Genomic DNA, 14206 nt, shown 5'->3' on the forward strand with positions numbered 1-14206 from the left:
AATCAATTTCCGATCTGTCTTTTCAGCAACTGGGCGTTGATTGCAACAATAACGGTACTCAAACTCATAAATACGGCCCCTACGGCCGGGCTTAAAATGAACCCCCAGGGGTACAATATTCCCACGGCCAGCGGGATGGCAATAGCGTTGTACCCGGTGGCCCAGGCCAGATTCTGGATCATTTTCCGATAGGTAGCTTTTCCGAAAAGGATCAGGTTGGCGATATCTTTCGGATTACTGTTCACGAGGATGATATCCGCTGTTTCCGCGGCTACATCCGTACCGGAGCCGACGGCGATGCCTACATCGGCCTGAGCCAGGGCAGGCGCGTCGTTAACGCCATCGCCGGTCATGGCCACGAATTCTTTTTTAGCCTGCAGTTCTTTAACGATCTCCACTTTCTGATGGGGCAGCACTTCGGCGTAATAACCGTCTAATCCCAGTTCCTCGCTCACCGCTTTGCCAACGACTTCATTATCACCCGTGGCCATGAACACCTTTATATTGTTGTCTTTAAACGTTTTGATCGCGGCAGCAGACTCGGGGCGAATTTCATCTGCCAGTGCAACGTAGCCCGCCGGCGCTCCGTCGATAAGTACGAAAACAACCGTTTCGGCCGCGCTGCTGTAAGCACCTTCCGGAATATCGATCTTTTCGTCGCGCAGATAACCGGGACTGACTATTTTCATAGACTTACCCTCCACCGTCGCCTGCACCCCCTTGCCGGTGATAGCTTCAAAATCGTCAGCCTCAGGAATACTGATCCCCAATTCCTTTATTTTTTGTACGATTCCAACCGCGATGGGGTGTTCCGAGTTTTGTTCCAAAGCACCGGCCAGACGGAGCATTTCCTTTTTATCCAGTTCCTTTTGCAGGCTTTCGTAACGAGTTACGCCAAATTTCCCCTGAGTCAGCGTACCGGTCTTATCGAAGACCAGGACCGAGATCTTGCGGGCCTCTTCAAAGGCCGTCCGGTTGCGGATCAACAGGCCGTGCTGAGCGGAAACGGCCGTCGAGATGGCTACTACCAGCGGGATGGCCAGCCCCAGCGCATGCGGACAGGAAATGACCATGACCGTCACCATTCTTTCCAGGGCGAAGACAAAATCATAGCCAAGTAGCAACCACAGAATCAGCGTACCGAAACCTACGGCCAGCGCAATATAGGTCAGCCACTTTGCCGCACGGTTGGAAAGGTTTTGCATCTTTGATTTGGACTTTTGGGCCTCCTGCACCATCGTTATGACCTTATTCAGGTAGCTGTCTTTACCCGTATGTTCTACCTTTACCCGCAGCGAGCCATTGCCGTTGATGGAACCCCCGATGACCTGATCGCTTGTGCCTTTGCGCACCGGTTTGGATTCCCCCGTCAGCATAGATTCGTTGAGGTAGCTTTCCCCCTCAACCACTACCCCGTCGGCGGGTACTTTTTCACCGGGTTTGACCAGGATGGTATCGCCGCTAAGCAAATCTTCCAGCTTTACATCGACGATCTGGTCGCCGTCGACCCTGTGGGCCTCGGCCGGCATCATGCTCACCAGGAGTTCCAAAGCTTTGGAAGCACCGAGCACCGATTTCATCTCGATCCAGTGCCCCAGCAACATGATCACGATCAGCGTGGCGAGTTCCCAGTAGAAACTCTCACCGGGCAGACCGAAAGTAGTGGCGACCGAGTAAAAGTAAGCCACCGAGATGGCCATGGCGATCAAGGTCATCATGCCCGGAGCTTTGCTTCTGACTTCCTCAAAAAAGCCTTTGATAAACGGCCATCCGCCATAAAAATAAACTATACTGGATAAAGCAAAGAGCAGATATTTACTACCCGGGAACTGCCAGTTCACACCCAGCCATTCCTGGATCATAGGCGCCAGGATCAAGATCGGTACGGTCAATACGAGCGACACCCAAAAACGCTTCTTGAAGTCCTCGATCATCATGCGGTGGTGATCGTGTCCTATTTCTCCGTGGGAAGGATTATGGCCATGCCCGGCGTGCCCGCCTTCATGAGCGCTGGCCCCGGAGATCTTTTCCGGAGTTCCTCCGTGCGGCTGGTGTCCGCCGTGATCTTCGTGCCGGTGCTCGGCCTTTTCACTAATTCCTGTTTGATCACTTTGCGAAAAAGTATGGTGTTGGTCATGATCCGTTGGTGCAGGCTCCAGTCGATAGTCCCCTACCTGGGCCAAACTCTCATTCATCTGACTTTCGGGGATATGATGATGCATGGTAACACGCGCCTGCGGTGGATCGAGACTTACTTCAGCCGTTTGAATACCGGGAATGGTTTCCAGTGCTTTTTTTACTTTTTGCACACAGTGCTCGCAGGTCATTCCGCTGATGATATAGGTGTGGGTCATGGTTGGATGGTTTGGTGGCCGGCTTCTACTTCGCTCAGCCCAAGGTTCGATAACTGGAAGATAAATGGATTCATGTTAATTTAACGTCAGGTTTGACCAGACAACATCAGGATCAGGAGCAGCGTACCGATAACCAAAGGGCTTTTCGAGGAATGATGGTTATTATGGTTGATGGTTAAGGGATCCCGTCTACAGCCATCCTGCCATCAAGCCATTTTAGCCTCCCGGACAAGGAATAAGGCTTCCATGTCAGTCCATTAGTACAAATGTGGCTCCGAACCTCATGTTAATTTAACCCAAGTTGCTAGTGCCTCGGGCGCTAATTCCCAAGGCACTAGTAAGCAGTAGTCGGTAGTCAGTTGTAGTGGTCATTACTAAAAATTAAGGAATTGATCTCTATTTTCAGGCGCATCGAGCACTCTTGAGATCGATGCTGTGTCCTAATCATCTCATTTCACGTCGACTCTTTATAACTGACTACTGTTTACCGACTAACTGACAACTTACATTAATTTAAGGTTATGCAAAGATCCTCTAACAGAAGCAAGTATGTGTTACAAAATCTTGTATTTCTTTTGTAAGATTTTTGCTTGAAGATCGTGTTAGCCATATACTGATTGAGCCCAAGTTACTTTGGTAGTCAATGAGTATGACCAGTATCTGTCTCGAGATATTTTCCCTGGGGCCCCACTCCGTGCAAATGCACCAGGGTAGCTCCATAGTGGCCCGCTTTGCTGACGGAGAATACAGCGCCGGCCAGGGCCAAAACTACCAGTGTTTCCATCCACCACTTGCGCTGCAGGAAAAAATGGCTGATTATTTTTAACAAAAGAGCGATGCCGCTCGCCCAAACGGTAAAATCAGCATATTGGTCGTGCAGGTCCAACACCTGCTGGGCTGCCTCGCCTAGTTCGCCGGTATGGGGATGAAAGACTGTAGAGACCAGATAGGCGCCGATAAAACCTGCGAGCAGCAAGATACCCGAAATCAGGCTCAACTCTTTTTTCCAGATGAATAGCGCCGCCAACTGACCGAAAAAGGCCAGTATAAGCAATACGATTGGGAAATGAACCATTAAAGGGTGCAAATTGGGGAAATCACTGAACTTCGCTTCAACAATTGTTACCATTGTCTCATCATGGTGATCCTCGGGTTCGGTATCCGGAGATGCCTCCAAATGAGCGTGTTCCTGCGCATGGGCAGCAGTATCCGTACTAATTTCCGTCGTATCCTGCTTGGCGTGTTGATCCCGATCGTGAGCGAAAACAGGATAATCACTAAACAGGACAAGTGTAAATACTAAGCCTAATTGAAAGATATTTTTCATGTTTAATCATTTTAAAGGGTGTGACAATTAATTTTCTTATTCTACAACCCAATGGATTAGTTCTTGTCGCGCTGGAGCAAGGCTTGGGTAATAACCACTTCAAATTCACTGTCGAGGCCCTCGATCGGCAGGTAAATATTCAATGCATCCAGGTTGAGTATCATGTTCAATCCCATAACACAAGCATACTGATTGGATTTTCCTATATGGTGTAGCTCCCCGGTTCCTTCAATCAGCTGTTTTTCTTCATTTATGTTCAACCATCCCTCCGTAGTGAATTGCATAGGTGGGTGGTTTTCCGTATTGACATATTCCAGTCCTAACTTTCCCTCGTATACTACTTCAGAATTGGACTTTTCGATCCGGGTCTGCAAGCTATCCAGATCGGTAGTGAGTGAGCTGACGGGAAACCTGATAATGATCTCTGCGGTCTCGTAGTCGAGTTTCACGTTTAGTTCACTGGTTTGAAGCGTCAGTGCTTTACCCGACAGGCCGCCATTCAGAGTAAGCGTAGCATTCCGGGTATAATAAATGTCCTGGGAAAGGCCAGACTGTAGTCCGATAGCGATTAATAGTAACAGAATTAGTATTTTTTTCATGATTCCTTATTTTGTCGGGTATTGTAAATTCAACTGCTCTAACTGTTCAACAATATATTTTGCTACGTAGTAGTTGCGATACCATTTTTGATCGGCCGGTACAATTTGCCACGGTATTTCCGGGCTGCAGCGGAATAGGATCTTTTCGTAGATCCGTTGATAATCCTCCCAGTTTTTAGCCTCTTTTTCATCAGAGATCGCGTACTTCCATTTTTTTTGTGGATTTTGCTTACGCGCCTCGATGCGCTTTTGCTGTTCTCCTTTGGAGATATGTAGAAAGAACTTCCAGATGATCGTTCCTTCTTTTCGCAATCCTTTCTCAAGGCAATTGATCTGGTGGAATCTTTCCTCTATCCTTTCCCGGGATAAAGTCTTATGCACCGTGGGCACCAGAATATCCTCGTAATGAGAGCGATTGAAAATCTGGATCATTCCCCGTTCCGGGAGATGTTGATAGATGCGCCAAAGAAAATCGTGCTTTTGTTCTCTTTCAGTGGGTGCTTTAAATGACTTGACATTACACCCCATCGGATTAACACAGGAGAATACGTGGCGTATAGTCCCATCTTTACCGGATGTATCCATTCCTTGTAAAATGATTAAAATGGGATGTTTCCCTTCGGCGAACAACACGTTTTGCCAATGGAAGATCTTTCGATGCAAGGCCCCCAACTCCCGTTTTGCCAGGTTCTTTTTAGTCCCTGTTGGCGCCCGGGTCGATATAGTATTCAGATTGATCATCGCTTATTATTTTATATGGACTTTTTTGATATTTGCCAAGGCAAAGACCACTATGAAAAAACTCAAGAATATTTCCATTACGGAAAGTATCCGGGCAATTATCGAGACCGGAACAATATCTCCGTATCCCACCGTGGAAAAAGTGATCACGCTGAAATAGAAAAAGTGAAACAGGTGATCAATGTAGGTTCTCGATTGAGTGGTGACACCTTCAAAAGCATTGGAATCAAACTGGTAGAGGCAGGTGAAATCCGTGGCAAACGAAAAAATACTAAGTCCGATAAGCAGTCCGAAAACCCAAAGCAGGCGCTCTACCGAATGGCAGATCCTGATCAACCTGGCCAACTGATTTAAGGTGGTAAGGGCCAGAACGATGGTTTTGACCAAAGCAAACACCAGGATCAGGTAATCCATAGGGAAGGCTCGATGATCAATTAATGACATCAGGATCACATAAAGTATTCCAACGAGCAATACACTAACAATGGGAAAGATTGTTTTCCGGAATAACTGGCGGTAGAAATGAATATTAAGTAATCTATCATCGATTGACATGGCAATCAGTCTACTTGAAAGTGATTTTGAAATAAGCTAAAGCCGCAAGCTCAGCACCGGAAGGATAGAACGATTAGCCACTTTCTCCGCTATACTTGGGGAAAACAATTGTCGTAATCCGCTCTTCCCGTGGGTGCAAATAGCGATGAGGTCCATCGGTTGCTGCCGAATAAACGCCTTAATTCCATCCTCTACCGTCTCGGCATTGATCACGTTGCGAGTACAAGTGTCCTCTCGTTGGCAATGCGCCATGAGCCGGTCCATATTTCGATCGGTTGCTGCGGATGCGGTAAACTGGTCCTGCGTATTGACGAAAAGCAGATCAATATGAGCCTGGATCAGGTCGGCAAAACCCGTCAGCTGATGGAAAGAAGCAGTGGAAACATCCGTAAAGTCAGATACAAAAAGAATGTTCCGGACCGGTCGGAAAATGGGTTTCTTGATGATCAGTACCGGTACTGTGGCCTGGCGTAATACCTGCTGTGCATTACTGCCGATCAGCTTTTCTTCCAGTCCGTCGGCTCCATGAGAGCCCATAACCAAAAAATCGTGCTGATGTGCCTCCAGATGCCGGATTATTTCGTCCTTACCGGTATCGAAAACCAAAAAACGCTCTGCTTTCACGCCCGTTTTTTCCGCTTTACGCACCCATTTGGAAAGTTCGCTCTTAGCGTGACCAATAGCGCGAAGTGTCTCCGGGTATCGCTTTTCTTTTTCTTTGGACAATCTTATCCAATTCACCGGCGTCTCCTGCAGGTGCAGTAAATGCACTTCAGCGCCCGCAAGTTGCGCCAGTTGTATGGCATAATCTGCAGCAGCATTGGCGCAATTCGAAAAATCGGTAGGGACCAGAATGTTTTTAAGGTTTAATCCCTTATTGTCTAATGTATTTTCCATTTTTGATCCTAATTTTAATTATGAAAAGGCCATCTCTTTTTTAAATTTTATCACTTTTCTATCAAAGTAATGGTGAAATATTCTCCGTCACTTGCTCTAAAATTTTGCCGGACTATGCCCTTTTCTGCGGTGATATCTTCAAAGTAATCATATACTGTCGTGGAAATTCTAATTCCTGCAACAAAGGCTTTCAGGGTCATTTTCCCCGATACCCGGTATGTGCCCTCTGATTGGAGACTGACTTTTCTTTGCGAAATGGTAGTTCGGCTCTCCGTTCCGAAAAATCCGGCAGCTCCACCTTCAAGTTTGAGTCGAAAATTGAAATTCGGCAGGCTGTTACCTTGTTGCCATCCCGATGGGTAAAGTTCATTTCTCTCCGGCATTTCAATTTTCAGTGATTTGTTAGGCTTGCCACCTGCAAAAGGGAAAATTCCCATCAACACTTCCTGCGCTTCCGGGTTGCATCGGATGGTGGTTTGTGAGGCATTCAGTAGATTATCCTCTTCATCGTAACTCAGCACCGTCATTTTCGATTCGATAATGTCATTGTTGATATTCAATTTCCCTACCTCGATAGTTTGATAGTTTTTCAAAATTCCTTTTGCATCGTAGTTTTTGCGCAGGTAGCGGTTCCCCTCGATTTGATAGATCAACATCCCCTGCGCTCCTTGGGCAAATGCCTGCCCAGGCAACAAGAATAATGCGAGACTTGGAACTACTAGCCATTTTCTCATTGATCTTCAACTTCCGTTTTTTCAAAATGTCTAATAAAATCTATATACAAGTCACTCAAGTCAATACCATTGGATTCGTGCGGTATTGTATTGCTGGTGACTACCCGTGCTACTCCGGTTTCCAGCAGATCCTGGTAGGCATTGCCGGCAAAAACGGCGTGCACGCCCATACAAACCGGAGCTTTCATGCCTGCTTTTTTCAGATGTCCGACGGTTTCGATCATAGTTCGGGCCGTTGAAATTATATCATCTACCAGCACCGGAGTATGGTCATGATAATGTTCAACTTCCGGAACGGACACTTCCACCCGACGATCCCCGCGACGCACTTTTTCCAGCACAATAAACGGAGCGTTTGCCTGCCCGGCTACTGCCGATACCCATTGAGCACTTTCGCTATCCGGTCCGATCAATACGGGGCTCGTAACATTGTCTTTAATCCACTGTGCCAGGTGACCGGCGGCATGAACCACCCGGGTAGGGATATCGTATACGGCCTCCAGTGTCGGGATCCGATGCAGATGGGGATCAACCGTGAGCAGGCTGTCCGCAAAGTCTGAGATCAGCCGGGCAAAATAGGAAGATGTAACGCCTTCTCCTTCCAGAAAAATCTTATCCTGGCGCATATACGCCAGGTAGGGCGCCAATAGGCAGGTACAGACCGCCCCCTGTTCCTTAGCCAGCTTTGACAAGAAATAAAGCGGCAATAGTTTGGCATCCGGCCGGTCGAGCGTAGAAACGAGCACAACCTTCTTACCCGTAACATCAGAGATCATCCGCAAGTAGGTTTCACCGTCGGGAAACTGGCGAATAGTGGCTGAACCGTATTCGGCATTCAGCTTTTGCGCCAGCAGCTCGGTCAGGCGTTCATTTCCTGGCAGGGGGAATAATATAGTGTCCATCTATTTTAGTTTAAGTTGCAGCGCAACTTAGGTAGAGGGTGTAGAATAGAGGGTAGTGGGACTACTTATGGTAAAATGGGACGAAATTGCACATTTTAACGATTCCTGTCCTTCTACTCTCTACCATCTTCTCTCTACAATTCAAGGTAACTTGCGCTATTTTAGATTTATAATAAAGTCAAATTCACGTTGTAAATAAAGTTTGGCGTACGCCAATTCTCCCGGTGTTTCGGCGTACATCACAAACATAGTTTGTCCACTTTTCAATCGCTGCCCGATTTTGCATTGGAGTAAGATACCGGCACCTTTTCGGAGCGGAGCGCCCAGCAGCTTAGCCAGTCTTGCCAGTCGCCGGTTATCAATAGACCGTACTTTGCCATCAACCGAAGCCACCACCGATTCCTGTAAATGACCGCTTTGGGGTTCCCGGAAGCCTCCCTGAGCCTCACAGATAGCTTTGAACTTTTCCCAGGCCTTTCCTCGCACGAGGAGCCCCTGTGCTATTTCCCGACCATTGCCCGCTCCGGTCCGGCCGGCCAGTTCCAATAAACTTCCCGCTATGCTGACTGACCGTTGTTCCAGATCTGCGGGACGATCCGGGTTTTGACGCAATACCGCCAGGACATCCATCGCTTCCAAAGCAGGACCAATGCCCCTGCCTACGGGTTGCGAACCATCGGTGATCATAACCTCCACCTGTAGACCGACCTGCCGGCCAATCTGCCGGAAATACTCTTTTAACCGGACCGCTTCCTGCTGATTTCGGATCTTTGCGCTGGTTCCCACCGGAATATCGATCACCACATGCGTGGCGCCGGCAGCAGCTTTCTTGGAGAGCACAGAGGCGATCATCTGTCCTTCGCTGTCGATATCCAGCGCTTTTTCGATCCGGATCAGGCGATCGTCGGCAGGACTGAGTTGAACGGCACCACCCCAGGCTACACATCCTCCTTCCTTTTGCACTACTTCCCGGATCTGCTGTAAGCTCAATTGCACAGGTGCCATGGTTTCCATCGTATCGGCCGTACCGGCCGGAGAAGTGATAGCCCGGGACGAGGTTTTGGGGATCGTCAGACCGGCGGCAGCCACAATGGCCACAACAATGGGAGTAGTTCGGTTGCCCGGCAGCCCTCCGACACAATGCTTATCCACTACAATGTTCTGATCCCAATCAAGATTTTCTCCGGCCCTGATCATAGCCTTAGTCAGGGAAACGACCTCTTTTAGTTCCAATCGGTCACCGGTACAAGCCGTAATGAAAGCAGCCAGCTCAACATCCGAATACCGCCCGGCGGAAATATCCGCTATAATCTCAGAAAAGGCCTCATCGTCCAGTCGATGTCCGTACATTTTTGCTCTGACCAGACTCATCGAGCTTACCGGTTGCAGATGATTAAAAAAGGCGATATCACCGGGTTCAGGATGCAGTACTTTCCAGGCACTTTCACTCAGACCGGCTTCGCCGTCCAGGAGCAGATCCCCATGCAGCACATTTAGCGTTGCGATAATGGTCTGGCCATTTACCGTCACCTGGAGGCGAGTCAAAGCCTCAAAACCTTCAGAGATGCAGATGTGGCAATTGGCACGCATGTAAACGACGAATTCCTGCCGGGTATCTACTCCCAGGCGTCGCAGTTTCAGGGTATTGGTTGGTGATTGATCATTCATTATTCGTATCATTCTGTATCAGGCTATGGTGACTTTTTTTTCAAGATAGACTTGTTGGACAGCCTGGATAATTTCCACGCCGGATTGCATGGATCTTTGAAATGCCTTGCGGCCCAGGATCAGGCCCATTCCACCGGCCCGTTTATTGATCACGGCTGTTTTCACCGCTTCCGCCAGGTCATGCTCACCGGCCGAGCCGCCACCGGAATTGATTAGGCCGATCTCACCCATGTAGCAGTTAGCCACCTGGAATCGACACCGATCGATGGGGTGATCGGTCACCAGTATGTTGTACATATCTTCATTGTATTTGCCAAATCGAAGATCCCGGAAACCATAATCAGTGGTCGGCAGCTTCTGCTTGATCAGATCGGCCTGAATAGTGACTCCAAGGTAGTTCGCCTGTCCGGTGAGATCGGCGGCAGTATGATAGTCCTGTTGCCCCGTTTTAAAGGCGTCGTTGCGGGTATAACACCATAGAATAGTAGCCATGCCCAAGTCATGGGCCTCAGCGAAAGCTTCGGCAATTTCCCGGAGTTGCCGGTCACTTTCTTCTGATCCGAAATACACCGTAGCCCCCACCGCCACTGCACCCAGGTTCCAAGCCTCGCGAACGGTGCCGAATAAGGTTTGATCGTACTTATTGGGGTAGGTCAGCAGTTGATTGTGGTTGAGCTTGACGATAAAAGGGATTTTATGGGCGTATTTTCGGGAAGTGATCGCCAAAACACCAAAAGAAGAGGCCACCGCATTACAACCTCCCTCAATAGCCAGACGGATGATATTTTCGGGTTTGAAATAGGCTGGGTTATTATAAAAGGAAAAGGCGGCACTATGTTCAATACCCTGGTCAACCGGTAATATGCTCAGGTAACCAGTGCCTTTAAGGTTACCATGCCCGAAAAGTTGGGCCAGGCTGCGCAATACCTGAGGGCTGCGATTACTGTGCACGAATACCCGATCCAAATAATCCGGTTCCGGCAGTTGCAGTGTCTGTTTGAGAATTCGCTTACATTCATGCTCAAGCAGATAGGTGGCATTATCGCCTAATAGTTGAATGATCTTTTCAAAAGTGAGCATTGGTTTATCTAAATTTTAGTGCGCAGATGCGTTTGTAGCAGCTTGCGCCTTCACATCTGAAATAATCCGGCCATCTTCCAGCGTAACCACGCGCCTCGCCTCCCGGATGATCCTCGCATCATGCGTTGAAAAAATGAAAGTCATGTATTCTTCTTCATTGAGTATGAGCATGATGTCCAAGAGGTTTTCGGCAGATCGGCTATCGAGGTTGGCCGTTGGTTCATCGGCCAGCACAAATTGAGGTTTGGAAGCCAAGGCTCTGACTACAGCCACCCTTTGCTGCTGCTCTCCGGAAAGTTCTGAAGATCGCCTATCAACCTGATCTTCCAAGCCAACTGCTATCGGTTCATCAAATGCCAGTTCCTGATAATCCAAAACCGTTTTGCTGCCCGGCTCACCCTGGGGTAAGATCTCCAATCGGGAGGTAACGCTACGCCCATCCATGGTTTTGATATTCCGGCCAAAAACGGTATTGATCAATTCGTCATCTTCATCGTAGTATTCGGTTTTCAGGAAAAGGAACTCCTCCTGATCGACCCAGGTAATGATCTTTCCCCAAACTACTGCTGCTTCCTCTTTGGGTATCATTTCGATCTTATAAGCATCTCTTCCATCTACCGGTTCTTTTCCAAGTAAAGTTTGCTCGTAATCCTGCACCATAGAGGACATTTTCACAAGATCGTCATTACTGAAATCGGAACCCATCCAGGCCTGCGCCATAGCGGATGGTGGTAATTTCACAATGCGTTCGATGCGGGGGATCCAGTTCCAGAATTCCTTGTCCCGTTTTAAGAAACTGGTGCCTTTATCCCGAACCAGATCGGTGATGAGTATGAGCAAATAATCACTACCCTTAGTCCATACCTTAAGGTGCATTTCCCGCTGCCAGCTTGGACGGATCACCGTGAGGGCCATCGTACTTTTGCTGGTATTACCCAGCCGCTTATTGTCGGCTTTTTCGACTATTCCCCTGGCGGTTTGTGCTACCATCTTGTTGACAGGCAATGCGTTGAAGAGCAGACTCAGGAGGATTAAAAAAAATATATTTTTCATGCTTTCCAGATTTAAAGATGGAACGTATCCGGCCCTTAGCTATCTTCTTTGGAGACCGTATGGGGCAAACCGTATATTCTGATGACATGCAGTTCCGGTATTTCGCATTCCCAACCCAATTCATCCTTGAGCTTCACCCGCAGCGCATCAGCGGCCTGCGGTTCCCCGTGAACCAGGAAGACCTTTTCCGGTCGGTCACGTATGTTACTTAACCAGTTGATCAGTTCCCGTTGATCGGCGTGTCCCGAAAGGCCGTGCAGGCTTTTTATCCTGGCCTTAACCGGATAGTATTTACCGTAGATCTTAAGTTCGTGAGTCCCTTCCAGTAGTTGCCGGCCGCGAGTACCTTCCGCCTGATACCCAACCAGCAGGATGCAGGTTTCGGGTTTGTCCACGTATTGCGTCAGGTAGGTGAGCACCCGGCCGCCACTGACCATACCGCTGCCGGCAATAATGATCTTCGGGCCTTTCCGGTCAATCACCTCCCAGGTTTCCCTGAATTCCTTTACCGTGTGGATGTATTTGCACATTTCGTCGCATTCCTCCTCGGATAATTTGTGCCAGGAGCGGGAACGGTGAAACACTTCCAGCACATTCGCTCCCATGGGGCTATCCATAAAAACGGGCATATCGGGCATTTGCCCTTTCTTGCGAAGTTGCCACAACAAGTACATGAGGGTCTGGGTACGCTCTACGGCAAAACTGGGTATGATCAGAGTGCCTCCTTCGCGGAAAGTCTGCTCAATGGTTTCCAGCAAAAATTGCTGCGGATCTTCTGTAGGGTGCAGGCGGTTGCCGTAGGTGCTTTCCAGAAAAAGGATATCTGCGTTTTCCGGTTGTTTGGGTTTAAACAGCAAAGCATCCTGTTGGCGCCCGACATCACCCGAAAAAACCAAACGCTTCCCGGCAAGATCCAGCTCAATAAATGTGGCCCCGAGAATATGTCCTACGTACTGAAAGCGTACTTTGATCTGTGGATCAAGTGTAATCCATTGGTCCGATTGGATCTCCTCGAAGCGGACCAGGGTCCGATCTACGTCTTTGAGGTCGTATAGCGGCTGGGCCGGATGATGTCTGGAATAAGCTTTTTCATTGGCACGAGTTGCTTCCTCCTCCTGGATCTTGGCACTGTCGCGGAGGATGATCTCCGCAACGTCGAGGGTAGGCCCGGTGCCGTAGATCTTTCCACGGAATCCGTTTTTCACCAAGCGGGGCAAATATCCCGTATGATCCAGGTGGGCATGGGTGAGCAATACGGCATCAATGGTGGCCGCTTTCACGGGAAGATATTCCCAGTTGAGCTGACGTAATTTTTTAAGCCCCTGAAACAAGCCGCAGTCCACCATGATCTTTTTGCCCAAGGCTTCGATCAGGTACTTTGATCCGGTGACCGTCCCGGCAGCGCCGAGGAAAGATATTTGGAGGTATTCATTCATAATATTGGAGATTCAGGTTCACATAATAAGCGGACTTCTTGCTCGACCTTCTTTAACCTTGCTTCGGACACACCAACTGATCGCAACTGATTGAGATCCCGGTGCAATTCCCGGCAGAGCACCAGGCCCTGGTCCAGCAATTGCTGTTTTTCCTTTTTGGTTAAGGTAGTCAGACAAGTTAGCGGGTGTAAACCCGAGCGGTCGATGCGCTTTTTCAAGCTCTCTTTACGGGGATAGTTCCAGGAGATCAGGCGCAGGCCCGCACAATTACCGTATTGAATAGCTGCGTCGGTAAAGCGCGTGTTGGTCACGATCCAGCCTTGATGGAATTTATGATCGTGCCCCGGTCGCTGTTGCCACATCTTTTCTACATCCAGGAAACGGGCGTGGATATAAAGCGGGATCTTCACATCACATTTGCGGTTCTGTTCGCTATGGTATTTACACTCGATCATAAAATGCTGCTCATCTTTCAGGGCAATTACATCGATCTCATGCGGTACACAATGCCCTTGCACGATTTTTCCAACCTGGGTATCGTAACCTTCGAAATCCAATAGTTTCCCGACGTATTTTTCAAAGGGAAAGCCCGAAGGTCCCAATTCCATGATCGCTTTTTTCAGCTTGTACCTGGCGGCCATGTGCGGCGATGCTTTGCGAAGCAGTGAAAATGCTTTGCGATATATTTCCCGGGTACTGATGCCCGGGTAAAGCATTTTTTGGACCGCTTCTTCAATTTCGGGCATGGCGCTTGGAGGGGCACCGGCCCGTTTTAAGGAATGCTGTAGTTTTCCCAAATCGAAGGCTTCCTGCTTGCCCGAAGCTTTGGTTACAAAAAAGACGGTGTCTGCCATACTGTT

At 48.7% G+C, this 14206-nt stretch carries 13 protein-coding genes; all 13 read right to left on the minus strand.

The window, feature by feature from the left end; genetic code table 11:
* Positions 1–2: 2 nt before the first annotated feature.
* The 13 genes from CRP01_RS34965 to CRP01_RS35025 all read right to left on the minus strand — a co-directional run bounded on the left by CRP01_RS34965 (position 3) and on the right by CRP01_RS35025 (position 14200).
* On the minus strand, positions 3–2354 hold the full coding sequence (locus CRP01_RS34965; protein ID WP_099154734.1) for a copper-translocating P-type ATPase: 2352 nt from the start codon (positions 2352–2354) through the stop codon (positions 3–5).
* 640 nt (positions 2355–2994) lie between these two features.
* A complete protein-coding gene (locus CRP01_RS34970) occupies positions 2995–3681 on the minus strand; it encodes a DUF2231 domain-containing protein (RefSeq protein ID WP_099154735.1) in 687 nt (228 codons plus the stop codon).
* Positions 3682–3737: 56 nt separating this feature from the next.
* A complete protein-coding gene (locus CRP01_RS34975) occupies positions 3738–4280 on the minus strand; it encodes a hypothetical protein (RefSeq protein WP_099154736.1) in 543 nt (180 codons plus the stop codon).
* Between the two features lie 6 nt (positions 4281–4286).
* Complete coding sequence (locus CRP01_RS34980) at positions 4287–5021, minus strand: PPK2 family polyphosphate kinase (RefSeq protein ID WP_099154737.1); 735 nt, start codon at positions 5019–5021, stop codon at positions 4287–4289.
* A 6-nt stretch (positions 5022–5027) separates the two neighbouring features.
* Entirely contained in the window at positions 5028–5435 is a 408-nt protein-coding gene (locus tag CRP01_RS34985; protein ID WP_170110674.1) for an ion channel, read from the minus strand.
* A gap of 177 nt (positions 5436–5612) precedes the next feature.
* Positions 5613–6473: a universal stress protein gene (locus CRP01_RS34990; protein ID WP_099154739.1), complete on the minus strand. Its 861-nt coding sequence runs from the start codon at positions 6471–6473 to the stop codon at positions 5613–5615.
* Between the two features lie 50 nt (positions 6474–6523).
* Positions 6524–7207 carry a hypothetical protein gene (locus tag CRP01_RS34995; RefSeq protein ID WP_099154740.1) on the minus strand — a complete coding sequence of 228 codons (684 nt, stop codon included), beginning with the start codon at positions 7205–7207 and terminating at the stop codon, positions 6524–6526.
* A complete protein-coding gene (locus tag CRP01_RS35000; RefSeq protein ID WP_099154741.1) occupies positions 7204–8109 on the minus strand; it encodes a ribose-phosphate pyrophosphokinase in 906 nt (301 codons plus the stop codon). Before CRP01_RS35000 ends, CRP01_RS34995 begins: the two co-directional genes overlap by 4 nt.
* A 156-nt stretch (positions 8110–8265) precedes the next feature.
* On the minus strand, positions 8266–9777 hold the full coding sequence (locus tag CRP01_RS35005) for a thymidine phosphorylase family protein (protein WP_099154742.1): 1512 nt from the start codon (positions 9775–9777) through the stop codon (positions 8266–8268).
* Between the two features lie 18 nt (positions 9778–9795).
* Positions 9796–10857, minus strand: a complete 1062-nt coding sequence (locus tag CRP01_RS35010; RefSeq protein ID WP_099154743.1) for a class I fructose-bisphosphate aldolase — start codon at positions 10855–10857, stop codon at positions 9796–9798.
* Positions 10858–10872: 15 nt separating this feature from the next.
* Positions 10873–11910 carry an outer membrane lipoprotein-sorting protein gene (locus tag CRP01_RS35015; protein WP_099154744.1) on the minus strand — a complete coding sequence of 346 codons (1038 nt, stop codon included), beginning with the start codon at positions 11908–11910 and terminating at the stop codon, positions 10873–10875.
* 35 nt (positions 11911–11945) lie between these two features.
* Positions 11946–13346 (minus strand): MBL fold metallo-hydrolase RNA specificity domain-containing protein, encoded by a 1401-nt coding sequence (locus tag CRP01_RS35020; RefSeq protein WP_185154589.1) that lies wholly within the window; start codon positions 13344–13346, stop codon positions 11946–11948.
* Positions 13343–14200 (minus strand): restriction endonuclease, encoded by an 858-nt coding sequence (locus CRP01_RS35025; protein WP_099154746.1) that lies wholly within the window; start codon positions 14198–14200, stop codon positions 13343–13345. The genes CRP01_RS35020 and CRP01_RS35025 overlap by 4 nt, the downstream gene beginning before the upstream one ends.
* Between the last annotated feature and the right edge of the window lie 6 nt (positions 14201–14206).

Source organism: Flavilitoribacter nigricans DSM 23189 = NBRC 102662, from assembly GCF_002646595.1.
Lineage (GTDB): Bacteria > Bacteroidota > Bacteroidia > Chitinophagales > Saprospiraceae > Flavilitoribacter > Flavilitoribacter nigricans.

Excerpts from the sequence above, each read along its gene's own strand:
- CRP01_RS34970 (WP_099154735.1), bottom strand. The coding sequence starts at position 3,681 with ATGAAAAATATCTTTCAATTAGGCTTAGTATTTACACTTGTCCTGTTT.
- CRP01_RS34995 (WP_099154740.1), bottom strand. The coding sequence starts at position 7,207 with ATGAGAAAATGGCTAGTAGTTCCAAGTCTCGCATTATTCTTGTTGCCT.
- CRP01_RS34965 (WP_099154734.1), bottom strand. The coding sequence starts at position 2,354 with ATGACCCACACCTATATCATCAGCGGAATGACCTGCGAGCACTGTGTG.
- CRP01_RS34975 (WP_099154736.1), bottom strand. The coding sequence starts at position 4,280 with ATGAAAAAAATACTAATTCTGTTACTATTAATCGCTATCGGACTACAG.
- CRP01_RS34985 (WP_170110674.1), bottom strand. The coding sequence starts at position 5,435 with ATGGATTACCTGATCCTGGTGTTTGCTTTGGTCAAAACCATCGTTCTG.
- CRP01_RS35025 (WP_099154746.1), bottom strand. The coding sequence starts at position 14,200 with ATGGCAGACACCGTCTTTTTTGTAACCAAAGCTTCGGGCAAGCAGGAA.
- CRP01_RS34990 (WP_099154739.1), bottom strand. The coding sequence starts at position 6,473 with ATGGAAAATACATTAGACAATAAGGGATTAAACCTTAAAAACATTCTG.
- CRP01_RS35010 (WP_099154743.1), bottom strand. The coding sequence starts at position 10,857 with ATGCTCACTTTTGAAAAGATCATTCAACTATTAGGCGATAATGCCACC.
- CRP01_RS35005 (WP_099154742.1), bottom strand. The coding sequence starts at position 9,777 with ATGAATGATCAATCACCAACCAATACCCTGAAACTGCGACGCCTGGGA.
- CRP01_RS35000 (WP_099154741.1), bottom strand. The coding sequence starts at position 8,109 with ATGGACACTATATTATTCCCCCTGCCAGGAAATGAACGCCTGACCGAG.
- CRP01_RS35020 (WP_185154589.1), bottom strand. The coding sequence starts at position 13,346 with ATGAATGAATACCTCCAAATATCTTTCCTCGGCGCTGCCGGGACGGTC.
- CRP01_RS35015 (WP_099154744.1), bottom strand. The coding sequence starts at position 11,910 with ATGAAAAATATATTTTTTTTAATCCTCCTGAGTCTGCTCTTCAACGCA.
- CRP01_RS34980 (WP_099154737.1), bottom strand. The coding sequence starts at position 5,021 with ATGATCAATCTGAATACTATATCGACCCGGGCGCCAACAGGGACTAAA.